General features: G+C 51.4%; 20 protein-coding genes and 1 pseudogene. 10 read left to right on the top strand and 11 right to left on the bottom strand.

All coding sequences use genetic code 11. From position 1 onward, the window contains the following. Positions 1 to 52: 52 nt before the first annotated feature. Positions 53 to 1081 (top strand): annotated as a pseudogene (locus R5268_RS19470) (methyl-accepting chemotaxis protein); the annotation flags it as partial. A gap of 93 nt (positions 1082 to 1174) precedes the next feature. Here R5268_RS19470 and R5268_RS13500 read toward each other — a convergent pair. After that, positions 1175 to 1762: a TetR/AcrR family transcriptional regulator gene (locus R5268_RS13500; protein WP_317419521.1), complete on the bottom strand. Its 588-nt coding sequence runs from the start codon at positions 1760 to 1762 to the stop codon at positions 1175 to 1177. 179 nt (positions 1763 to 1941) lie between these two features. On the opposite strand from R5268_RS13500, the gene R5268_RS13495 reads away from it, so the two are divergent. From R5268_RS13495 to nrdG, 3 genes are all read left to right on the top strand, one after another. After that, positions 1942 to 3141 carry an MFS transporter gene (locus R5268_RS13495; RefSeq protein WP_317419523.1) on the top strand — a complete coding sequence of 400 codons (1200 nt, stop codon included), beginning with the start codon at positions 1942 to 1944 and terminating at the stop codon, positions 3139 to 3141. Positions 3142 to 3357: 216 nt separating this feature from the next. Continuing rightward, positions 3358 to 5544 (top strand): anaerobic ribonucleoside-triphosphate reductase, encoded by a 2187-nt coding sequence (nrdD, locus tag R5268_RS13490; protein ID WP_370528741.1) that lies wholly within the window; start codon positions 3358 to 3360, stop codon positions 5542 to 5544. A 3-nt stretch (positions 5545 to 5547) separates the two neighbouring features. Next, positions 5548 to 6015, top strand: a complete 468-nt coding sequence (nrdG, locus tag R5268_RS13485; RefSeq protein WP_107680059.1) for an anaerobic ribonucleoside-triphosphate reductase-activating protein — start codon at positions 5548 to 5550, stop codon at positions 6013 to 6015. Here the strand turns inward: nrdG and R5268_RS13480 are convergent. Together R5268_RS13480 and R5268_RS13475 are read right to left on the bottom strand one after the other, a co-directional pair. Beyond that, complete coding sequence (locus R5268_RS13480) at positions 5996 to 6451, bottom strand: YhbP family protein (protein ID WP_317419526.1); 456 nt, start codon at positions 6449 to 6451, stop codon at positions 5996 to 5998. The genes nrdG and R5268_RS13480 overlap by 20 nt on opposite strands. Positions 6452 to 6554: 103 nt before the next feature. Beyond that, positions 6555 to 6806, bottom strand: coding sequence for a YdgH/BhsA/McbA-like domain containing protein (locus R5268_RS13475; protein ID WP_317419528.1), 252 nt, complete (start codon positions 6804 to 6806; stop codon positions 6555 to 6557). A 274-nt stretch (positions 6807 to 7080) separates the two neighbouring features. Between R5268_RS13475 and R5268_RS13470 the strand changes: the two genes are divergently transcribed. Further along, positions 7081 to 7401, top strand: a complete 321-nt coding sequence (locus tag R5268_RS13470) for a GIY-YIG nuclease family protein (RefSeq protein ID WP_317419530.1) — start codon at positions 7081 to 7083, stop codon at positions 7399 to 7401. Here the strand turns inward: R5268_RS13470 and R5268_RS13465 are convergent. Together R5268_RS13465 and R5268_RS13460 are read right to left on the bottom strand one after the other, a co-directional pair. Further along, entirely contained in the window at positions 7380 to 7886 is a 507-nt protein-coding gene (locus R5268_RS13465) for a GNAT family N-acetyltransferase (protein ID WP_107680061.1), read from the bottom strand. The two genes, R5268_RS13470 and R5268_RS13465, sit on opposite strands and share 22 nt — an antisense overlap. After that, on the bottom strand, positions 7880 to 8401 hold the full coding sequence (locus tag R5268_RS13460) for an SCP2 domain-containing protein (protein ID WP_046894292.1): 522 nt from the start codon (positions 8399 to 8401) through the stop codon (positions 7880 to 7882). Before R5268_RS13460 ends, R5268_RS13465 begins: the two co-directional genes overlap by 7 nt. Positions 8402 to 8664: 263 nt before the next feature. On the opposite strand from R5268_RS13460, the gene R5268_RS13455 reads away from it, so the two are divergent. From R5268_RS13455 to R5268_RS13445, 3 genes are all read left to right on the top strand, one after another. After that, a complete protein-coding gene (locus R5268_RS13455) occupies positions 8665 to 9660 on the top strand; it encodes a peptidase U32 family protein (RefSeq protein WP_054423962.1) in 996 nt (331 codons plus the stop codon). A 14-nt stretch (positions 9661 to 9674) separates the two neighbouring features. Further along, entirely contained in the window at positions 9675 to 10553 is an 879-nt protein-coding gene (locus tag R5268_RS13450) for a U32 family peptidase (RefSeq protein ID WP_317419533.1), read from the top strand. 408 nt (positions 10554 to 10961) lie between these two features. Next, positions 10962 to 11093, top strand: a complete 132-nt coding sequence (locus tag R5268_RS13445) for a hypothetical protein (protein ID WP_260242126.1) — start codon at positions 10962 to 10964, stop codon at positions 11091 to 11093. 138 nt (positions 11094 to 11231) lie between these two features. Here the strand turns inward: R5268_RS13445 and R5268_RS13440 are convergent, their stop codons facing one another. Genes R5268_RS13440 through R5268_RS13430 form a run of 3 tightly spaced genes read right to left on the bottom strand, consistent with a single transcriptional unit; the run spans position 11232 to position 14511 of the window. After that, complete coding sequence (locus tag R5268_RS13440; protein ID WP_317419537.1) at positions 11232 to 12398, bottom strand: ABC transporter permease; 1167 nt, start codon at positions 12396 to 12398, stop codon at positions 11232 to 11234. Next, positions 12395 to 13540 (bottom strand): ABC transporter permease, encoded by a 1146-nt coding sequence (locus tag R5268_RS13435; protein WP_317419539.1) that lies wholly within the window; start codon positions 13538 to 13540, stop codon positions 12395 to 12397. Before R5268_RS13435 ends, R5268_RS13440 begins: the two co-directional genes overlap by 4 nt. Next, the gene (locus tag R5268_RS13430; RefSeq protein WP_046894286.1) at positions 13540 to 14511 is read right to left on the bottom strand and encodes an HlyD family secretion protein; all 972 of its coding nucleotides are present in this window, start codon (positions 14509 to 14511) and stop codon (positions 13540 to 13542) included. Before R5268_RS13430 ends, R5268_RS13435 begins: the two co-directional genes overlap by 1 nt. Before the next feature lie 261 nt (positions 14512 to 14772). On the opposite strand from R5268_RS13430, the gene R5268_RS13425 reads away from it, so the two are divergent. After that, positions 14773 to 16482: a sensor histidine kinase gene (locus tag R5268_RS13425; protein WP_317419541.1), complete on the top strand. Its 1710-nt coding sequence runs from the start codon at positions 14773 to 14775 to the stop codon at positions 16480 to 16482. Positions 16483 to 16500: 18 nt separating this feature from the next. Then, positions 16501 to 17214 carry a two-component system response regulator BtsR gene (gene btsR / locus R5268_RS13420; RefSeq protein ID WP_317419543.1) on the top strand — a complete coding sequence of 238 codons (714 nt, stop codon included), beginning with the start codon at positions 16501 to 16503 and terminating at the stop codon, positions 17212 to 17214. An 82-nt stretch (positions 17215 to 17296) separates the two neighbouring features. Here btsR and R5268_RS13415 read toward each other — a convergent pair whose 3' ends face one another. The 3 genes from R5268_RS13415 to nlpI form a co-directional block, all read right to left on the bottom strand. Continuing rightward, positions 17297 to 19231, bottom strand: coding sequence for a DEAD/DEAH family ATP-dependent RNA helicase (locus R5268_RS13415; RefSeq protein WP_317419544.1), 1935 nt, complete (start codon positions 19229 to 19231; stop codon positions 17297 to 17299). Continuing rightward, positions 19221 to 19286 carry a hypothetical protein gene (locus tag R5268_RS19465; protein ID WP_225875391.1) on the bottom strand — a complete coding sequence of 22 codons (66 nt, stop codon included), beginning with the start codon at positions 19284 to 19286 and terminating at the stop codon, positions 19221 to 19223. The genes R5268_RS13415 and R5268_RS19465 overlap by 11 nt, the downstream gene beginning before the upstream one ends. A 117-nt stretch (positions 19287 to 19403) precedes the next feature. After that, a complete protein-coding gene (gene nlpI / locus R5268_RS13410) occupies positions 19404 to 20291 on the bottom strand; it encodes a lipoprotein NlpI (RefSeq protein ID WP_046894283.1) in 888 nt (295 codons plus the stop codon). Between the last annotated feature and the right edge of the window lie 9 nt (positions 20292 to 20300).

Here is a 20300-nt window from a genome sequence, read left to right as displayed (position 1 = left end):
AACATTGACAATATGGATAGCAATATTACTACTTATCAGTATTTGTATCACCATCATTTTAGTCTGGGTCGGTATTCGTCGTTTACTCATCTTACCTATGAATCATTTCCAGGAAAGCATTCAGAATATTGCAAAAGGTAATCTGATAAGACCGATTAACGTGACAGGCAGTTATGAAATCAAAAAACTATCTGAAACATTACGTTATATGCAAAGCGAGCTTTCCGGAACTGTCGGGGATGTCCGTGATGGTGCCAATGCTATTTACAGAGGCGCCGGGGAGATCTCTGCCGGTAATAACGACCTGTCTTCGCGGACAGAACAACAGGCAGCGTCTCTTGAAGAAACCGCAGCCAGCATGGAAGAACTGACAGCCACCGTGCGTCAGAATGCCGATAATGCCCGTCAGGCAAGTCATCTGGCGTTAACCGCCTCCGAAACCGCAGAGCGTGGCGGGAAAGTCGTGGATGATGTCGTGAATACCATGCGCGGTATCGGCAACAGCTCTGAGAAAATTGCCGATATCATCAGTGTGATTGACAGTATTGCTTTCCAGACCAACATTCTGGCGCTGAATGCCGCAGTGGAAGCGGCACGCGCGGGTGAGCAGGGCCGCGGATTTGCCGTTGTGGCCGGTGAGGTCCGAAGCCTTGCCCAGCGCAGTGCACAGGCAGCCCGGGAAATCAAAACCCTGATCGGGGATTCGGCCGGCAGAGTTGAGGCCGGTACAGTTCTGGTTGAGCGCGCCGGTGAAACAATGGATGAAATTGTCAGCGCCGTCACCCGGGTCACCGATATTATGAGTGAGATAGCCTCTGCATCAGATGAACAAAGCCGCGGAATTGACCAGATTGGCATGGCAGTGACGGAAATGGACAGAGTAACCCAGCAGAATGCAGCGTTAGTAGAGCAATCAGCAGCAGCGGCTGCATCACTTGAAGTGCAGGCAGGAAGACTGACTCAGGCCGTATCTGTATTTCAGATACAGACCGGAGAACTGAAGACCGGTACGGTAGTGCCGTTACGGCACCCTGTTCCTGAAAAACCGGTAAATACACATAATGACTGGGAAGCGTTTTAATATAGACATGCTGAAACAGACAATGGCGCTGACGATTCAATAACCGCCGTTTTATGGGTGATAAATTTTAATAGTAAAATTTATCACCTCATCCTATACCCGCAGATTTTCCAGCAGCTGATCAAACGACACCCTGACTTTGTCATACGTCGACTGCGGATTTTCACTGTGCACAATCCACATGGCGCATTCGTACAGCCCGCCATTAATAAACAGTGCCAGCACATCGGGTGCCACCTGTTTTATCCGCCCCGCTTCCATCAGATGTGTCAGACGCCGGGTGATCCCCTGCACACAGGCCAGTTCATGGGATTTAACAATGGAGAAATCCAGTACCGAAGCCGCATCACGGAACATAATCCGCTGTACTTCCGGCTCCAGACTCATCGCCAGATAGCCCTGACAGCGTGATTTAAACGCTGTCCACGCATCTGCTTCATTTTTTTCTGCCGCATCCAGACGCGCATCGAGTTCGCGATCCAGATCCTGCAATACCGCCAGAAATAATCCTTTTTTGTCACCAAAGTGATGATACAGCGCCCCCCGGGTCAGACCGGCCTGCGCCGTCAGGTCATCCATTACGGTGGCGGCGTACCCTGCCTCACCAAACTGCTGGCGTGCAGCACGGATAAGCTTTGTCCGCGTTTCTTCTATCATCTCTGCACGTGGCTTATGACCCATTTTCTCACTCCTGCGGTTGGCTCTCTTCAGCCGTGCGATTATAACACTTTTTTATTGACATACATCGCGTATGTCAATAGATTCACATACGCAATGTATGTTAATTGCATTACAGCCGGCTATTTCCGGCAGTTAAAATCATACCCGTCCGGCATACAACGGGTATCTGTGAGGTTGTTATGTTCAGCTCTTATCGTGTCATCTTTCAGCATCCCGGCACCAAAGCTTTTTCCGGTGCGGGATTTATCGCGCGGATGACCGTCTCCATGATGGGGATTGGGATCATTACCATGATTGCCCAATTGCGTGATTCTTTCTTTATGGCCGGCGTAACCGCGGCTGTATATACCTTTTCGGCGGCATTCTGCGCCCCGCTGATCGCCCGGCTGGTGGATCGCTACGGGCAGAGCCGTATACTGCCGAAAACGCTGGTGATCAGTGTGCCAGCGACTGCCGTTCTGCTGTTATGCACGGTGTATGATGCCCCTGACTGGGCAATCTGGCTGTCCGCTGTTTTTGTCGGGGCGATCCCGAGTATGCCCGCGATGATCCGCTCCCGCTGGACACATATCTATAAGGGCGATCCGCGTTTGCAGACGGCTTACTCTTTTGAGTCCGTACTGGATGAGATCAGCTTTATTATCGGGCCGCCGCTGTCGGTCACACTCTGTATCGCGCTGTTCCCGCAGGCCGGTCCGCTGGCGGCGATTATTTTTCTGATCATCGGTACGATGCTGGTGGTTTGTCAGAAACGGACTGAACCGCCGGTACACAAACGTGACGGGCTGGCGAAAGGCACCGTATTGCGCCTGCCCGCTATTCAGTTGCTGATGGTGGTTCTGCTTGCACTCGGGGTGATTGTCGGGACAGTAGATGTACTGGCTGTTGCTTTCGCTAATGCGCAGGGCTATCCGGAAGGGGCGAGCTATGTTCTGTCGGTGTATGCCGCCGGTTCCTGTATCGCCGGGTTTATCTTCGGTGCGGTACGTCTGCCGTTCAGCTACACAAAGCAGTTTGTCTTCACCGCCGCTGCCACACTGCTGACCACCCTGCCGCTGCTGCTGGTCACCAATCTGACCGGGCTGGGGCTGACCATGTTTGTCGCCGGTTTCTTCTTCTCGCCGACCATGATCCTCGCTATCGGCTTTGTGGAACGTGAAGCGCCGGCCAATATGCTGACAGAAGGCTTCACCTGGCTTATTACCGGCCTGGCGGTCGGTGTGGCGCTCGGCTCTGCCGGTGTCGGTATGATCATTGATACTTACGGCATTGATGCCGGGTTCCTGCTGGCTATCGCTGCGGGGGTCTGCGTACTGCTCACCGCCTGCATCGGTTATGTTTTCGTCTTCAGAGACGACAAAAACAGCACCCATAAGTGACAGAAATAACTTTTACTATAATTTCAGCAATCAAACCGCACATTTTTACACTTAACCGGAGTGTGCGGTTTGCCTGATGTCGCCAAAATTCTTTGACTTAAATCAATTTCAATCGCCTTATTCCGGAGGAAATCTATATCTAGTGCTATATAATACAAAGCACACAAGATATAGTATTTATTCACAGTGTTATCCACAATGCCATGAAGCCGCATTATGACAGGTTTTACCCTGTGGATAACCAAACTGCCGGAGAGAAGCAAAGTGCACACTATCGTGATTAAGCGTGATGGATGTCAGGTAAATTTTGATGAATCACGCATCCGGGATGCCATTAAAAGAGCCGCTAAAGCCGCACGTGTTAATGATGATGACTATTGCTCTCAGGTTGCCGCCCGGGTAGCCTCCCTGCTGGGTGACCGGAAAAAAGTGGATATCGGTGAGATCCAGGACGCCGTTGAAAATCAGTTAATGTCCGGTGATTACAAAGAGTTAGCAAGAACTTACATCGAATACCGTCATGACCGCGACGTGGCACGTGAACTGCGCGGCCGCCTCAATAATGAGATCCGCGGGCTGGTTGAACAGAGTGATATGTCCATTCTCAACGAGAATGCCAATAAAGACAGCAAGGTGATCCCGACACAGCGTGACCTGCTGGCGGGTATCGTTGCCAAGCACTACGCAAAACAGCACATTTTACCGCGTGATGTTGTAATTTCACACGAACGTGGTGAAATTCACTATCACGATCTGGACTACGCGCCGTTCTTCCCGATGTTTAACTGCATGCTGATCGATCTGAAAGGCATGCTGACTCATGGCTTTAAAATGGGTAATGCCGAGATAGAACAGCCTAAGTCCATCTCTACCGCGACTGCGGTAACAGCACAAATTATTGCCCAGGTGGCCAGCCATATTTACGGCGGTACCACGATTAACCGTATCGACGAAATTCTCGCGCCATTTGTCACTGCCAGCTATAACAAACATCTGAAAACGGCAAACGAGTGGCAGATCCCGGATGCGGAAGGCTACGCCAATGCCCGCACAGAAAAAGAGTGTTATGACGCTTTCCAGTCACTGGAATATGAAGTCAACACACTGCACACCGCCAACGGACAGACTCCGTTTGTCACTTTCGGCTTCGGGCTGGGCACATCCAGAGAATCCCGCATGATCCAGCAGGCGATTTTACGTAACCGTATCGCCGGTCTCGGAAAAAATCACAAAACCGCGGTATTCCCGAAACTGGTCTTCGCGATTAAAAAAGGCCTCAACCACCAGTACGGCGATCCGAACTATGACATCAAACAGCTCGCGTTAGAGTGCGCCAGCAAACGGATGTATCCGGATATCCTGAACTATGACCAGGTGGTAAAAGTTACCGGTTCCTTTAAAACTCCGATGGGCTGCCGCAGTTTCCTCGGTGTGTATGAAGAGAACGGTGAAATGATCCACGACGGGCGTAACAACCTCGGCGTTATCAGCCTGAACCTGCCGCGTATTGCCATTGAATCACAAGGCAGTGAAGCGGACTTCTGGTCACTGCTGGATGAACGTCTGGTGCTCGCCAAAAAAGCGCTGATGACCCGTATCGCACGGCTGGAAAATGTCAAAGCCCGCGTCGCGCCGATTCTGTATATGGAAGGTGCCTGCGGTGTGCGGCTGAAAGCGGATGACTCCGTTACTGAAATCTTTAAAAACGGCCGTGCCTCAATTTCGCTGGGTTACATCGGTATCCATGAAACTATCAATGCTCTGACCGGCACTGAAACACATATGTATGACGATGAACAGCGCCGCGCCCTGGGTGTTGCCATCGTGGAACGCCTGCGCCGTGCAACCGATGAGTGGAAAACAGAAACCGGCTACGGTTTCAGCCTCTACAGCACGCCGAGTGAAAACCTGTGCGACCGCTTCTGCCGTCTGGATACTGCTGAGTTCGGTCTCATTCCGGGTGTGACAGACAAAGGGTATTACACCAACAGCTTCCACCTCGATGTGGAGAAAAAGGTCAATCCGTACGACAAACTGGATTTTGAAGCACCGTACCCGCCACTGGCGAACGGCGGTTTCATCTGTTACGGCGAATACCCGAATCTTCAGCACAACCTGAAAGCGCTGGAAGATGTCTGGGATTACAGCTATGACCGCGTTCCGTACTACGGTACCAACACGCCGATTGATGAGTGTTATGAATGCGGATTTGCCGGTGAGTTTAACTGCACCAGCAAAGGCTTTGTCTGCCCGAAATGCGGTAATCATGACGCTTCCCGCGTCTCTGTTATCCGCCGCGTATGCGGTTATCTCGGCAGCCCGGATGCCCGTCCGTTTAACGCCGGGAAGCAGGAAGAGGTGAAGCGTCGCGTTAAACACCTGAATAACGGACAATTAGGCTGAGTTGTGAATTATCATCAGTATTACCCCGTTGACGTCGTCAACGGGCCGGGTACACGCTGCACGCTGTTTGTTTCAGGCTGTGTGCATCAGTGCCGCGGCTGTTATAACCAGAGTACATGGCGCACGGATTCCGGTGTGCCGTATACCCGGGAGCTGGAAGATAAAATTATCGCCGACCTCTGTGATACCCGTGTAAAACGTCAGGGAATTACACTGTCCGGCGGTGACCCCCTGCATCCGCACAATGTGCCGGTGATCCTGGCACTGGTGCAGCGTATCCGCCGCGAGTGCCCGCCGGAGAAAGATATCTGGATGTGGACAGGCTATAAACTGGATGAGCTGAATGATGCCCAGCAGGAAGTCATTGAGCATATCAATGTATTAGTTGACGGGAAATTTGTGCAGGATCTGCATGACCCGATGCTGATCTGGCGCGGCAGCAGCAACCAGGTTATTCACTATTTGCGCTGAAACCAACGCTGAAACGCGACCAGTGCAGTTTCTTCCCGAACCCCAGCGTATTATTCACCATCTTAACCTCATCCAGCCGCAGCCCCCGCAACGGGGTTTTTGCGGTGACGGCCACCGGAAAACGGCGGCAGTAACGTGCCCGGGCCTGTTTTTCCTCTTCCTCTGACAGGGTAATAATCTCCCCCCGGAACTGTATCCCGCGGATTTTTGCCACCGTGACCGTCTGTGCGGAAATCGTTCCCGCCACCCGCGGGTTCTGCTGCATCAGGGTGCCGTGCCGGGTATGCGGTTCAGTCAGGAAATAAAGCCTCATCGCTTCCGGATCTGCAATATAAAAGCAGGAGGCGCACCACAGGTCATCACCGGCAGTGGCACACAGCGTAAAGACATGATTTTTCTTCAGATAAGACAGGATTGAATCGTGCGGTAATTCCATACAGTACCCCCAATAAAACCACACCGGCTGATAGAGTATATCATCCGGTGCTGGTTCAGACAGTCCCGTCAGACGGGCTGTATTGTATGGCAAATCTCAGGAATTATTTATAGAGTTCCGCAGTACCACTCATCAGGTTTTCACCGCCTGCAGAGATGATGCGGAAAGAAGTTGCACCAGCTTCATCAGCTTTTTTGGATAAGGCGGCAGTCACATCAGCCAGGGTATCAATATCGCTGACAGAAACAACACCGACAGGTGCTTGTGTGCTATGTTGTACTTCGGTAGCAGCCATTGAACCAAATGAAACGGCACTTAAAGCTAAAACTGCAGGGATTACTGTTGAGATTTTCATAATATGATTCCTTAGAATAAATGTAATATCATGAGACGTTTTTGTCTCTCTCTGTGATGTGAGTCATATTATGCTCCTCCGTCGAAAAAGAAAATTAGCTATTTCTGCTGTAGTTATTCAATAAAATTGATGATTGGGGTTTTAATTAATCTGCGAAAAGAATTACCATGGTGAATACCACTGATTAATTAATTACTTGCGTGACTATCCCGCGACGTAAATCAGCAAAATATTCGACTTTCATATAAACACAAAAGCGCACGATTAAACAAAAATGAATAATAATGCAGAGATAAACACGTGGTTTCTTTACATAATCAGGACAGAATCCGGATATCTTTACACAGGGATCACCCGTGATGTCGCACAACGTGTTGCAACACATCAGTCCGGAAAAGGGGCAAAATACCTGCGGGGGAAAACCGGGTTAAGCGTGGTGTATCAGGCTGCACTTGCGGATCGCTCAGTAGCGTCAAAAGAAGAATACCGGGTCAAGCAGCTGACAAAGAAGAAAAAAGAAAAGCTGGTCAGTGACCAGCCCTCCGATTTGACGACATACCTTAACGGCAGTGATTATTCACAGCTGTCAAAGTGATGTGAGAAATTAACCAGCCCGTGATAACGGTCTGCGGCATCGTTTTCCAGCGGATAGATCAGGAAATACGGTGCGGTATCCGGCCATTTGCAGTGTAAATCAAATTCGGCTGCCGGTTTAAAGCCCCATTTTCCGTAGATTTCAGGGTCGCCCAGCACCACAACCGCGCCGTAACCGAATTCATTGAGGCTGTCCAGCCCCTCATAAACCATCTGCTTCGCAATCCCCTGACCACGGTAAGCCTCTGCCACCGCAAGCGGCGCCAGTCCGACCCACTGACAATCTTCGCCTTCCACGTCCACCGGTGTAAAACCGGCATAACCGACCACCAGCCCCTCATCATCAGTGGCAACCACACCTAAGGTCAGCAGCCCGTCTTCCCGCAGTGAATGCAGGAGGTCAGCTTCATTATCACGCCCGAATGCGCTGCGCAGCAGTGCATCGATACCGGCGGCATCAACCGGAATTTCTGTGCGGATCAGCATGAGGTCACCACTGCGTGTGATTTGTCTTCATCCTCCGCCAGCCCGGCCTGAATAAAGTCAGCCAGTTGCATTAATGCCGTGCGCAGCAGCGGCGGCATACCGTCAAGATCAATCGAGTCCATCAGGTTTTTGACATACAGACCCAGTTCAGTATCCCCCTCGATGCGCAGACGGCGCTGGAAGAATAAGGTATCAGGGTCCTCTTTGCGGGCGGCGATCAGCACCAGATCATTAGCATTACCGCTGAAACTGACATCTTCCTGTTCATCCGCACTGACCACCAGACGGCCGTCACGGTTACTGATATACCAGTGAAGCGCCAGGTCGCGGACTTCCACTTTCAGCCATTTATTTTCCAGAAAATCGAGATCACCTTCTGTCAGCGCCTCTTCAAACTGACGCGCCAGAACCTGCTGGAGAACCTGTTTTTGCAGGGTAAACGGCGTTAATTTCAGCGGAAACCGCAATAACGCCGGCCCGTTGTGTACGAGCGAGGAACGAATTTTGGCAAACACCGTACTGACTCCTTAATCTGAATTACTGCGTCATTGTGCCAGAATCTGCGGAAATAACTCAGGATTCCGGTCAATTTTTCGTGTCATTATTTCTATTATATACCCGATTTTCCCCCTGCCGCAGAGAACATCCCGCTTTTATATCCGCAAACCGGGTGATTTTTTGCGGCAAATGTTCACTAACCTGCCTCAGGTCAATACCTTTTTTAGCCTGCCATTTACAATTTCCGATCATTTTTATTATTCAGTCTGAGAGTCTCACCATGGAACTATTGTGTCCTGCCGGTAATTTACCCGCACTGAAAGCCGCCATTGATAACGGTGCGGATGCGGTTTATATCGGCCTGAAAGATGATACTAATGCCCGTCACTTCGCCGGTCTGAATTTTACTGAAAAGAAACTTACCGAGGCGGTGGATTATGTTCACCGCCACCGGCGTCACCTGCATATCGCGATTAACACCTTTGCCCATCCGGACGGTTTCAGCCGCTGGCAGCGGGCGGTGGATATGGCCGCACAACTGGGGGCGGATGCCCTGATCCTCGCGGATATCGCCATGCTGGAATATGCTGCGGAACGTTATCCGCATATTGAGCGGCATGTCTCTGTGCAGGCGTCGGCCACCAATACCGAAGCTATCCGTTTCTATCAGCGCAATTTTGATGTGCACCGTATTGTGCTGCCGCGTGTGCTCTCTATTCATCAGGTAAAACAGCTGGCACGCACCAGCCCGGTGCCGCTGGAAGTCTTTGCATTCGGCAGTCTGTGTATTATGGCGGAAGGCCGCTGCTACCTCTCCTCCTATCTGACCGGGGAATCCCCGAATACCGTCGGTGCCTGCTCACCGGCACGGTTTGTCCGCTGGCAGGAAACCCCGCAGGGACTCGAATCCCGCCTGAATGACGTGCTGATTGATCGCTACGGTGCGGATGAAAATGCCGGTTACCCGACACTCTGCAAAGGCCGCTACTGCGTGGACAGCAAGCCTTACCACGCTCTGGAAGAGCCGACCAGCCTCAACACACTGGAGCTGCTGCCGGAACTGATGGCGGCCAATATCGCGTCAGTGAAAATTGAAGGCCGCCAGCGCAGCCCGGCCTATGTGACGGATGTGGCCAAAGTGTGGCGTCAGGCGATTGACCGCTGTAAGGCCGATCCGGACAACTATGCGCCGGATGCCGCGTGGATGCAGACCCTCGGCGGCATGTCAGAAGGACGGCAGACTACCCTCGGTGCTTACCACCGCAAATGGCAGTAACGGAGAGAAAAACGATGCAATTTTCATTAGGTTCAGTCCTCTATTACTGGCCGAAAGCAACACTGGAACAGTTTTATCAGCAGGCAGTACAAAGCAGTGCGGATATTATCTATCTCGGTGAAACCGTGTGCAGCAAGCGCCGGGAAATGAAACCGGACGACTGGATAAATCTCGCCAAAACCGTTGCTGAAAGCGGCAAACAGGTGGTGATTTCCACGCTGGCGCTGTTACAGGCGCCGTCTGAGCTGAAAGAGATCGCCAAACTGGTCGATAACGGCGAATTTATGATCGAAGCGCATGATTTTGGTGTGATTAACATGCTGCATGAGCGCGGGCTGCCGTTCGTCGCCGGACACGGTCTGAACTGTTATAACGCCCCGGCGCTGAAAATCCTGCAAAAACAGGGCATGACGCGCTGGTGTATGCCGGTGGAACTCTCCCGTGACTGGCTGGTTAACCTTCTGAAACAGTGTGAAGAGCTGGAGATCCGTGACAAATTTGAAGTGGAAGTAATGAGCTACGGCCACCTGCCGCTGGCCTACTCCGCCCGCTGCTTCACCGCCCGTTCGGAAAACCGCGCCAAAGATGACTGCGAAACCTGCTGTATCAGTTATCCGCAGGGGCGCAAAGTGCTCTCACAGGAAAATCAGCAGGTCTTCGTCCTTAACGGGATTCAGACTCAGAGTGGTTACTGCTATAACCTCGGCAATGATCTGCGCTCCATGCAGGGACTGGTGGATATTGTGCGGATCTCCCCGGAAGCGCCGGACGATCTGGCCGTCATTGACCATTTCCGTCAGAATGAAACCGGCGCACAACCGCTGGATTTAGCACAGGCACAAAACTGCAACGGTTACTGGCGTAATATTGCAGGTCTTGAATTGGTGGAGTGATATAGCATTCATCCCGTAATGACAGTGAAGAACACATTATTCACTGTCATTTTCATTTCCCGAACCGGTCGTTAAACCGCTTATAACTGACCCTTCTTGTCATCCTTGAATTACAATGGGGACAAAGATGTTCTTTTTTACCCTCTATCGTCCATGTATGGTATTTCTTTTTAAAACCTTGTCCACATACACCGCAGCGCCTTGGTTGAAAAATCGTATTAATAACAGCAAGAAAGATAATAATACCAATCACCCATTCCATAAATATTCCCCTGAAATACCTGAAACTGAAAATTTAACTTTAATAAAAAAAATAATGTATTAAAGTGTTCTGCGTACCACTAACACTTAAATTATATTTAAGATATCGATGTTGTGATTAATTTATCAGTAAACACAGGAGCTATAATGGAAATCAAACCAGGACCAAAACCTGTTACAGACACAACAGGAAAAGAAGACAGAAGACAGCGTGTTACCCCTGAAAATAAGGGAAAACACCCGGATCTTAAACCACATAAACATAAGAAAGGTGATTAATATCTGCCTGTCATTGATTAAACCATCAATGGATAATGTTTATTATTATAAATAAATCATAACGTCAACATTTATTTATAAAAAAGGGCGAACTCTTATCGTTTCGCCCATTTTTTTATTATTTTTACCTGCTTTGTATCATACTGATTTCTGACGCTTTCGCCGGAATGCCCGCCGCAAGACCTGAGTTATACGCCGCAATTCCCCGTCACGTAACATACCGATAAAGACACCGAGCAGTGTATAAATAATCCCGAGCACCAGCATCATAATAATATCGTTTTGTACGCCGCTGAACGGCAAATCCATCTGGTTGATACCGGCAATCGCTTTGGTCGCCCAGGTGGACGGCAGCGCGGAAGCAATAAACCGCACCCAGTCCGGCATCGCCTGTAACGGCCAGATAGTACCGGACATATAAAAGACCGGTGTGGTGACAAAGGCCAGCGTCAGGTAAATCATCTCCACACTGCGCAGACATTCGGTAACCAGTTTTCCCAGCCCCAGAACCCCCAGCAGGAACGGGAACGTCAGCAGCCATAATTCATACATCGGCGCTTCCTGACGATATCCCAGTATCCACGGCCACAACGCAAAAAAGACGGTCGATAGAAACAGCCAGATCGGCAGCAGCGCACTCAGTGCTCCCAGATAGACCGCCAGAGGCGGTTTACCTTTCGGTGTGCTGCGCACGGCAATACTGACACGGACACAGGCGATCAGCAGTGTGTGCTGCAACAGCATCACCAGCAGCCCCGGCAGCGCAATGGCGGCGAAACTGACGCCCGGGTTATACATCCCGACCGTTTCAGACTGAATCGGCGCGATGAGTATTGATGCCTGCTCCGGTGTATAACCGTTTGCTGTCAGGATTTTGGTATTGTAATCCGCCAGGATCTGCTGATATGCCTTGCTCAGTTCCTGCTGAATCTGCCCGCTGGCGATACGGTTGGTACCATCACCAAATACCGGTACCGTGATATTTTTGCCCTGTAAGAGATTGCGTTCAAAATCCTGCGGAATAATGATGATCGCAAACAGATCACGCATGATCATATCCTGCCGGGCTGCAGCCAGGTTGTCATAACTGTGCAGTTCCACTTTTGCGGTGGCGTCCAGCTCCCGCACCAGTGAACGGCTGGCCACCGTGTTATCCTGATCCACCACCGCGACCGGTAAGTCCCACAGTACCGGATGCACATAGACCAGGCTCATGACACACAGCGAGATAATCAGCAGCATCCACATCGGTTTTTCAAGCATACCGAGCAGTACTTTCAGGAACGTCTGGAAATACAGTTTCATACCGCGCGTCCTCCCTGTAATGCCAGTCGTGCCGGCAGGCGGTTACGGATCAGAAAAGTCGCACCCACCGGATAGAGCAGCAATAACGCACAGACATACAGGATATGCTGTACCGAGACTTCCCGCAGGAAGATATCAAACATAGCGTTCAGCGCATGTGTCAGCGGCTCAATATTCGCGATAATCCGTGCGGGGAGAATCATCGACAGCTCCGGCACGGTCATCCCGGAAAAGGCCATTGCCATACTAACCAGCATCCCGATCATACTGTAAGCCATCATCGGATCACGGGTGAATGTATAGAGGAGCAGGCCGATGCTCTGGGCGGCCATCACATAAAAGAAACCGATCATCAGCATATAAACCGGATTCCCGGTGACTTTAGCCTCAAAAACGGTGACCAGGACAGCGAGTTCGATCATCAGCAGTGCCGTGAAAAACAAGGTATACGGCGCCAGCTTGCCGAGCACACCGCTGAACAGCGGTTTAATGGATTGCAGCATGGTGCTGCGTGACATGGTGTAAATCGTACAGGTCACCACAAACAGCTGAAGCATATGGATCGTGGCAGCAAACTGCTGATAATAAATATAGCTGCCGCTGGCGTTAAACAGGGTGTCATAGGACATCGTCACCTGTGCCAGTTTCGGGACATTTTTCCCCATTTCAGAAGCGAGGACAGAGCGGTACTGACCGTTCAGTTCGGCAATCAGCCCGCTGAAGTCCTGGGTGGCATAACTGCCGGAAGCATAAAACAGTGCATTAAAAAACATCCGGGTTGTCGGCTGCTTGCCGGACAACACATCGCTTTCAAAGCGCGGCGGGATCACCAGGATGGCATAATCTTCCGCACTCCCCATACGCTCAAGTGCAACCTCTTTATCATCCTGCGGTGTGATGCTGGCGTGTGAGGCCGCATTCAGGTTACGCACCAGCGTGCGGGAGAGCGGGCTGTGGTCATAATCGATGGCGGAAACCGGTAAATCCAGTAATGTACCTTCAGAGAAGTTGGCACTGACCAGTGCGAATAACATCAGCGGAAACAGCCAGCTCAGCCAGTGGAACACCGGACTGCGCACCGCCATCCGGGTTTCCTGTGAGAATGCGTTACGGAAACCGCGCCATATTGCCGGGAGCCTCATTACTTATCCCGGCGCCATAATGCACTCATACCGGGTCTTAATCCGTCCACCGGCTGCGCCGGATAGAGGCGAACCTCAAAGGTTTTCAGATCAAAATCCCCGGTGGCGCGGGTGGCGCGTTTGGTGGCGTAATCCCCCATAGGTGCGATATAGCGGACTTCAGCCTCAATTTCCTGATTTTTCAGCGCCGGAACGGTCAGCGTGATTTTGTCGCCCTTTTTCACATCCGCGAGAATATCTTCACGCAGGTTATAGACAAAATACGCTTCCGGCAGACGGATAATCGTCACCAGCGGACTACCGGCATTAAACAGCTCACCGATTTCAGCCGGAATCGGCCCGATTTCACCGGTCACCGGTGCGGTAACCGTCAGTTCATCCTGCTGGACTTTTAACTCAGCCAGTTTCTGTTCCGCCTGGCGCAGTGCCGCTTCATAACGCTGACGCTGTTCAGTGCGGTCACCGTTTTTCGCCTGGTCGAGCTGTGCTTTGGCGGCCAGTACGCGCTGTTGTGCCACATCACGGGCACGGCGGGACTGATCAAGTTCGGTTTTAGATACATAGCCCTTTCCGGACATACTGCTCATCCGCTGAAAATCACGCTGTGCATTTGCCAGTTCAGCCTGAGACTGCGCCAGTTGTGCGGCATAATTACGTACGCTCTCTTCACGCGTACCGTTCAGCGATTCGGTTAACTGAGCCTGAGCCTGGTCGCGGGCAGCCACCAGTGAGGCAACCTGTGCCTCCAGCTCCGGACTGGTCAGGCGGATCAGTGCCTGGCCCTGTTTGACGTCGTCACCGCGCTCAATCAGACGCTCAACAACACGCCCTTTGGCTTTAGAGGAAACAATAACCTCCGGTGCATCGACTTCGCCCTGCAATAAAAGATACTGGTTGTGGGCACGAAAAAGTGCAGCCATCGCAATTAAGACCAGCATCAGCAGGATCAGATAGATTGTTCTTTTTTTCATTATTGATTTCGGCCTTAACTATCATTTGTGAAACTATTCAGGGTGTAATTATCCCGAATAAAATTGTTCTGGAAAAAACGATGAAGAAGGGGAAGCTGTCAGTATTACTGATTTCAGCAAAAACCGTTAAGATATTTGTGCGCCAGATCACAGCATAATACCTTCAACCCCGGCCTTATACACCTGCTGAAAAACTATTTTTAATATAAAATCTCAGATAGTTACAAATAATCTTCCCCCGGCAAGTGATCCGACAGAAAAATGTATGACTACAATCTGATTTTCCTGCTGCTTCAGCAGATGTGTGTGTATCTGGTTATCGCCTGGGTACTCAGCAAGACGCCGCTGGTGCTGCCGGTCTTACAGGTGACTGTCCGCTTACCGCACAAGCTGATGTGCTACCTGATTTTCTCCGTTTTCTGTGTCATGGGCACCTATTTCGGTCTGAATATCAATGATTCTATCGCCAATACACGGGCTATCGGCTCGGTACTCGGCGGTCTGCTCGGCGGTCCGTCCGTCGGGCTGCTGGTCGGCTTTACCGGCGGACTGCACCGCTATTCTCTCGGCGGTATGACAGCATTCAGCTGTATGGTATCCACCATTGCAGAGGGGCTGATCGGCGGTATGGTGCACCGGTACTATATGAAACGCGGGCAGATCAACAAACTGTTCAACCCCTGGACCGCGGCCGGTGTGACCTTTGTTGCCGAACTGGCACAGATGGCGATTATCCTGTTACTGGCACGGCCGTTTAATGAAGCACTGAATCTGGTGAAAGATATTGCCGCACCGATGATTATTGCCAATACCATCGGCGCCGCTATGTTTATCCGCATCCTGCTGGACAGACGCGCCATCTTTGAAAAATACACCAGTGCGTTTTCCGCCCAGGCGCTGAAACTGGCGATCAGCACAGATGGTGTGCTGCGCCAGGGATTTAACGAGACCAACAGCCGTCAGGTGGCGCAGGTGCTGTATGACGAACTGAATGTGGCAGCGGTTGCTATCACGGATACGGAAAAACTGCTGGCCTTTATCGGCGTGGGGGCGGATCACCATCTGCCGGGCACACCGATTGCCTCACGCTATTCCCGGCAGGCCATTGCCCATAATGAGGTTGTCTATGCCGACGGCAACGAAACGCCGTACTGCTGCTCAATCAATCCACACTGTAAGCTCGGCTCCACGCTGGTGATCCCGCTGACCGGGGAAAATAAACAGGTGGTCGGTACGATTAAGCTGTATGAAGTGAAGAGCCGCCTGTTCAGCTCGATTAACCGCACATTGGGAGAGGGTATTGCCAGTCTGTTGTCAGCACAAATACTGGCCGGACAGTTTGAACGAAGTAAGCAGTCACTACTGGAAACAGAGGTGAAATTACTGCATGCCCAGGTCAATCCGCATTTCCTGTTTAATGCGCTCAATACCTTACAGGCGGTGATCCGCCGTGATGCGGAACAGGCACGGCATCTGGTACAGAATCTCTCCACCTTTTTCCGCAAAAACTTAAAACGTCCCGGTGAGATTGCCACTCTCGCGGCGGAAATTGAGCATGTGAATGCTTACTTACAGATTGAAAAAGCCCGCTTCCGTGAGCAGTTATGTGTGGATATCGCCATTCCGGATGAACTGAAACAGGCCACTTTGCCGGTCTTTTCGTTACAGCCGGTGGTGGAAAATGCGATAAAACACGGCACATCACAGATATTTGAGCAGGGAAAAATTACCATAACCGCACGGGCGGAGGGCAATGCCCTTGTCATACTGATCACCGATAATGCCGGGCTGTATCAGCCAACCGGAATGAGTGACGGGCTGGGCATGGGGCTGGTCGATAAACGCATCAAAGTCCGTTATGGTAACCAATATGGCCTCAGTGTTCACTGTGAGCCGGAAGTCAAAACAACCATTATTCTGACCTTACCCTTCGATTCATCGGCAGGTGCGGCAGCACCGCCAGATAACTAAAAAAATGATAATGACACTATGAATGTTTTAATAGTTGATGATGAACCACTGGCCCGGGAAAACCTGCGATTACTGCTCGATGCGTATCCTGACATTCATATCCTGGGTGAATGTACCAACGCCATTGATGCCATCGGTAAAATCCATCGTCTGAAGCCGGATGTGGTGTTTCTGGATATCCAGATGCCCCGTGTCACCGGACTGGAAATGGTCGGTATGCTCGATCCCGGCCACCGGCCTGCGATTGTCTTTCTCACCGCCTTTGAAGAGTACGCATTACAGGCTTTTGAGGAAGATGCGTTTGATTATCTGCTCAAACCGGTAGAGAAAGATCGTCTGGACAAAACCCTGAACCGTCTGCGCCAGGGACAGATCCGGCCGGCAGAGACCCCGGAACAGACAGAACAGCTGCGCTATATCCCGTGCAGCGGCCATAACCGTATCTGGCTGATGCCGGTTGAGGATGTGGTGTATGTTAATTCCCGCATCAGCGGTGTGTTTGTGATGAGCGCACACGGCCAGGAAGGGTTTACCGAGCTGACACTGCGTACCCTGGAAACGCGCACCCCGCTGCTGCGCTGCCACCGGCAGTATCTGGTCAATCTGACCCGCCTGCGGGAAATTCTGCTGGGCGATAACGGTCAGGCGGAGCTGATACTGAGTAACGATGAAACCATCCCGGTCAGCCGCCGCTACCTCAAACCGCTGAAAGAGGCTCTGGGGCTGATTTAATACCTGTTTTCAGGCCTCAGGCGTATAAAAAAAGCCCGGCAGGGATATCCCCGGCCGGGCTTTTTATGATTCAGAGAATCAATTATGCGTCATTATTGGTACGACGGCGCGGGGCGGAGTTTCCGTCTTCACGGCGGAAGTTGCGGCGCTCGCCCTGCGGACGGCGATCGCTGTTACCACGCTCAGAACGCTCGCCGTCACGGCGGTTACCACCACCGAAACTGCGGCCGCCGTTACCACCACGGTCATTACCACGATCATTACCGCCGCTGCGGCGTTCACGGTTAAACGGCTTCGCATCACCGACTAATGTCATGTTCATTGGTTTGTTCATAACACGGGTACGGGTGAAATGCTGCAGCAGATCAGTCGGCATACCTTTCGGTAATTCGATAGTTGAGTGAGTATCAAACAGTTTGATGTTACCGATGTAACGGCTGTTGATATCCCCTTCGTTAGCAATCGCGCCCACAATGTGACGGACTTCAACACCATCGGTACGGCCCACTTCAATGCGGTACAGTTCCATATCACCCACGTCACGGCGTTCACGGCGCGGTTCTGAACCACGTTCCGGACGATCACCGAAACGACTGTTACGATCATTGCGGTCATTGCGGTCATTACGGCGGCGATCATCACGATCGTTAAACTCACGGCGCGGACGACGTGGTGCATCCGGCGGCAGGATCAGTTTGCGCTCACCTTCTGCCATTTTCAGCAGAACCGCAGCCAGGGTTTCCATATCGATATCGGCTTCAGACTCATCGCTGTCTGCCGGAACCAGTTTTTTCAGCAGTGCACGATACTGATCCAGGTTGCTGCTTTCCATTTCTGCATGGATAGTGGCAGCGAATTTTTCCTGGCGGCGCTGGCTGATCATCTCTGCATCCGGTAATTCTACCTCAGGGATGGTCAGTTTCATGGTGCGTTCAATGTTACGCAGCAGGCGGCGTTCACGGTTTTCCACGAACAGCAGTGCGCGACCCGCACGACCTGCACGACCGGTACGGCCGATACGGTGAACGTAAGATTCCGCATCCATCGGGATATCGTAGTTAACAACCAGGCTGATACGCTCAACGTCCAGACCACGGGCAGCAACGTCTGTTGCAATCAGGATATCCAGGCGGCCGTCTTTCAGGCGCTCCAGTGTCTGCTCACGCAGTGCCTGGTTCATGTCACCGTTCAGTGCTGCGCTGTTGTAGCCGTTACGCTCCAGCGTTTCTGCCACTTCCAGGGTCGCATTTTTGGTACGGACGAAGATAATCGCCGCATCAAAATCTTCCGCTTCCAGGAAGCGAACCAGTGCTTCGCTCTTACGTGCACCGTAAGCAGTCCAGTAGCTCTGGCTGATGTCCGGACGGGTAGTCACGCTGCTCTGAATGCGCACTTCCTGCGGATCTTTCATGAAACGGCGGGTAATGCGGCGGATAGCTTCCGGCATGGTTGCAGAGAACAGCGCGGTCTGGTGATTTGCCGGGATCTGACTCATGATGGTTTCAACGTCTTCGATGAAGCCCATGCGCAGCATTTCATCTGCTTCGTCCAGAACCAGACCTTTCAGGTTGGATAAATCCAGGGTGCCGCGTTTTAAGTGATCCAGCAGACGGCCCGGAGTCCCGACAACCACCTGTGGTCCCTGACGCAGAGCACGTAACTGGACGTCATAACGCTGACCGCCGTACAGGGCGACCACATTCACGTTACGCATATGTTTGGAGAAATCAGTACAGGCTTCCGCAACCTGAACCGCTAATTCACGAGTCGGTGCCAGCACCAGAATCTGTGGTGCTCTCAGGTTCGGATCAATATTGTTCAGTAACGGCAGGCCGAATGCCGCCGTTTTGCCGCTGCCCGTCTGTGCCATACCGAGAACGTCACGGCCGGCAAGCAGGTGCGGAATACATTGTTGTTGGATCGGGGACGGCTTTTCGTAGCCCAGGTCGTCCAGTGCAGTCAAAATATCAGCTGATAAACCAATGTCAGCAAAAGAGATTTCAGTCTCAGTGGTCATGTAAAGGTGCCTCATACAAAATGGCGGCCAGTCTACACAACCCATCGGAAAGCATGTCGGTTGTTTTCATTTAAAAGTGTGAACTGGCTCAAATAAAATTATAAAACGAACAAAAATCCCCCCATCACTTCCGCGATGGTGAAAAATTAACGGGTTGAAGTGTGTTCGTCAGCTATTGTGGATCTGAATCCGTCAGGTCCTGTTCTTCATCACCTAACAGAGCTAATTCCAACAATGCGTAGCGGTGCTCAACGAAATTGTGTGCGTTGTTGGCAACCGTCAGCTTGAACAGCGTTTCAGCGCTGTCCGTATCCCCCAGACTCAGGTAGTATTTACCTAAATAGAAGTAGGTTTCACTGAGATGTTCAGCGAGCGAAGTGTTATCCGTTGAGAATTCCTTCAGCCGATCAAGCAGTGTCTTTTCACTGATGTCACCGAGATAGAATTCAGCAATATTCCAGCCCCATTGTCCGCCTTTCGCCTGCTGATAGCGCTGACGTAAATCGGTCAGTGCTTTCTTCGGATCTATCTCTTTATCGGTGAGATAGAGCCACAGCGAGCGGAACGGATCGTTTGGATCATCCTGATAAAACGCCAGCAAATCATCCCGCGCTACCGGATACCTGCCCCCGTAATACAGGGCAATACCGCGGTTCATACGCGCGTAGTTATAAGTTGGATCAAGCTCTAATACAGAATCATACGCTTCATAGGCAGCATCAAAGTTGCCTGCCTGCGTAAAATAAATGCCCAGGTAATTAAATATCTCCGGAATATCCGGACGCATTGATAACGCAACGGTAAAATCGTTACGCGCCAATGCACGCAATCCGAGGCTGTCGTACAACACACCACGCTGATAAAGCAGCTGGGCGTACTCATCCTCAGTTAATGACCGGCTTGCCAGTATTTGTTCCATTCGGGCGAGGATCACTTCCTGCTGTAATGATGGCTGCAGGGGTACTGCAAGTAAATCCCCGGAGTGCCATTTTTTACCGCTGCTGCATCCTGCGATAAAAATTATAGCTGCAATGCTCCACCAACGCAGAAAAAAATTCATTTCCTACTC

This window comes from Morganella sp. BCCO 40_0007 (assembly GCF_032989665.1).
In the GTDB taxonomy this organism is placed as follows: Bacteria; Pseudomonadota; Gammaproteobacteria; order Enterobacterales; family Enterobacteriaceae; genus Morganella; species Morganella sibonii.
The sequence above is the reverse complement of the archived record's forward strand: the minus strand, read 5'-3'. Positions and strand labels throughout refer to the sequence as shown.

Coding starts and splice junctions, on each gene's coding strand:
- R5268_RS13500 (WP_317419521.1), bottom strand. CDS start 1,762: ATGGGTCATAAGCCACGTGCAGAGATGATAGAAGAAACGCGGACAAAG.
- R5268_RS13495 (WP_317419523.1), top strand. CDS start 1,942: ATGTTCAGCTCTTATCGTGTCATCTTTCAGCATCCCGGCACCAAAGCT.
- nrdD (WP_370528741.1), top strand. CDS start 3,358: ATGACAGGTTTTACCCTGTGGATAACCAAACTGCCGGAGAGAAGCAAA.
- R5268_RS13480 (WP_317419526.1), bottom strand. CDS start 6,451: ATGGAATTACCGCACGATTCAATCCTGTCTTATCTGAAGAAAAATCAT.
- R5268_RS13475 (WP_317419528.1), bottom strand. CDS start 6,806: ATGAAAATCTCAACAGTAATCCCTGCAGTTTTAGCTTTAAGTGCCGTT.
- R5268_RS13470 (WP_317419530.1), top strand. CDS start 7,081: ATGAATAATAATGCAGAGATAAACACGTGGTTTCTTTACATAATCAGG.
- R5268_RS13465 (WP_107680061.1), bottom strand. CDS start 7,886: ATGCTGATCCGCACAGAAATTCCGGTTGATGCCGCCGGTATCGATGCA.
- R5268_RS13455 (WP_054423962.1), top strand. CDS start 8,665: ATGGAACTATTGTGTCCTGCCGGTAATTTACCCGCACTGAAAGCCGCC.
- R5268_RS13450 (WP_317419533.1), top strand. CDS start 9,675: ATGCAATTTTCATTAGGTTCAGTCCTCTATTACTGGCCGAAAGCAACA.
- R5268_RS13445 (WP_260242126.1), top strand. CDS start 10,962: ATGGAAATCAAACCAGGACCAAAACCTGTTACAGACACAACAGGAAAA.
- R5268_RS13440 (WP_317419537.1), bottom strand. CDS start 12,398: ATGAAACTGTATTTCCAGACGTTCCTGAAAGTACTGCTCGGTATGCTT.
- R5268_RS13435 (WP_317419539.1), bottom strand. CDS start 13,540: ATGAGGCTCCCGGCAATATGGCGCGGTTTCCGTAACGCATTCTCACAG.
- R5268_RS13430 (WP_046894286.1), bottom strand. CDS start 14,511: ATGAAAAAAAGAACAATCTATCTGATCCTGCTGATGCTGGTCTTAATT.
- R5268_RS13425 (WP_317419541.1), top strand. CDS start 14,773: ATGTATGACTACAATCTGATTTTCCTGCTGCTTCAGCAGATGTGTGTG.
- btsR (WP_317419543.1), top strand. CDS start 16,501: ATGAATGTTTTAATAGTTGATGATGAACCACTGGCCCGGGAAAACCTG.
- R5268_RS13415 (WP_317419544.1), bottom strand. CDS start 19,231: ATGACCACTGAGACTGAAATCTCTTTTGCTGACATTGGTTTATCAGCT.
- nlpI (WP_046894283.1), bottom strand. CDS start 20,291: ATGAATTTTTTTCTGCGTTGGTGGAGCATTGCAGCTATAATTTTTATC.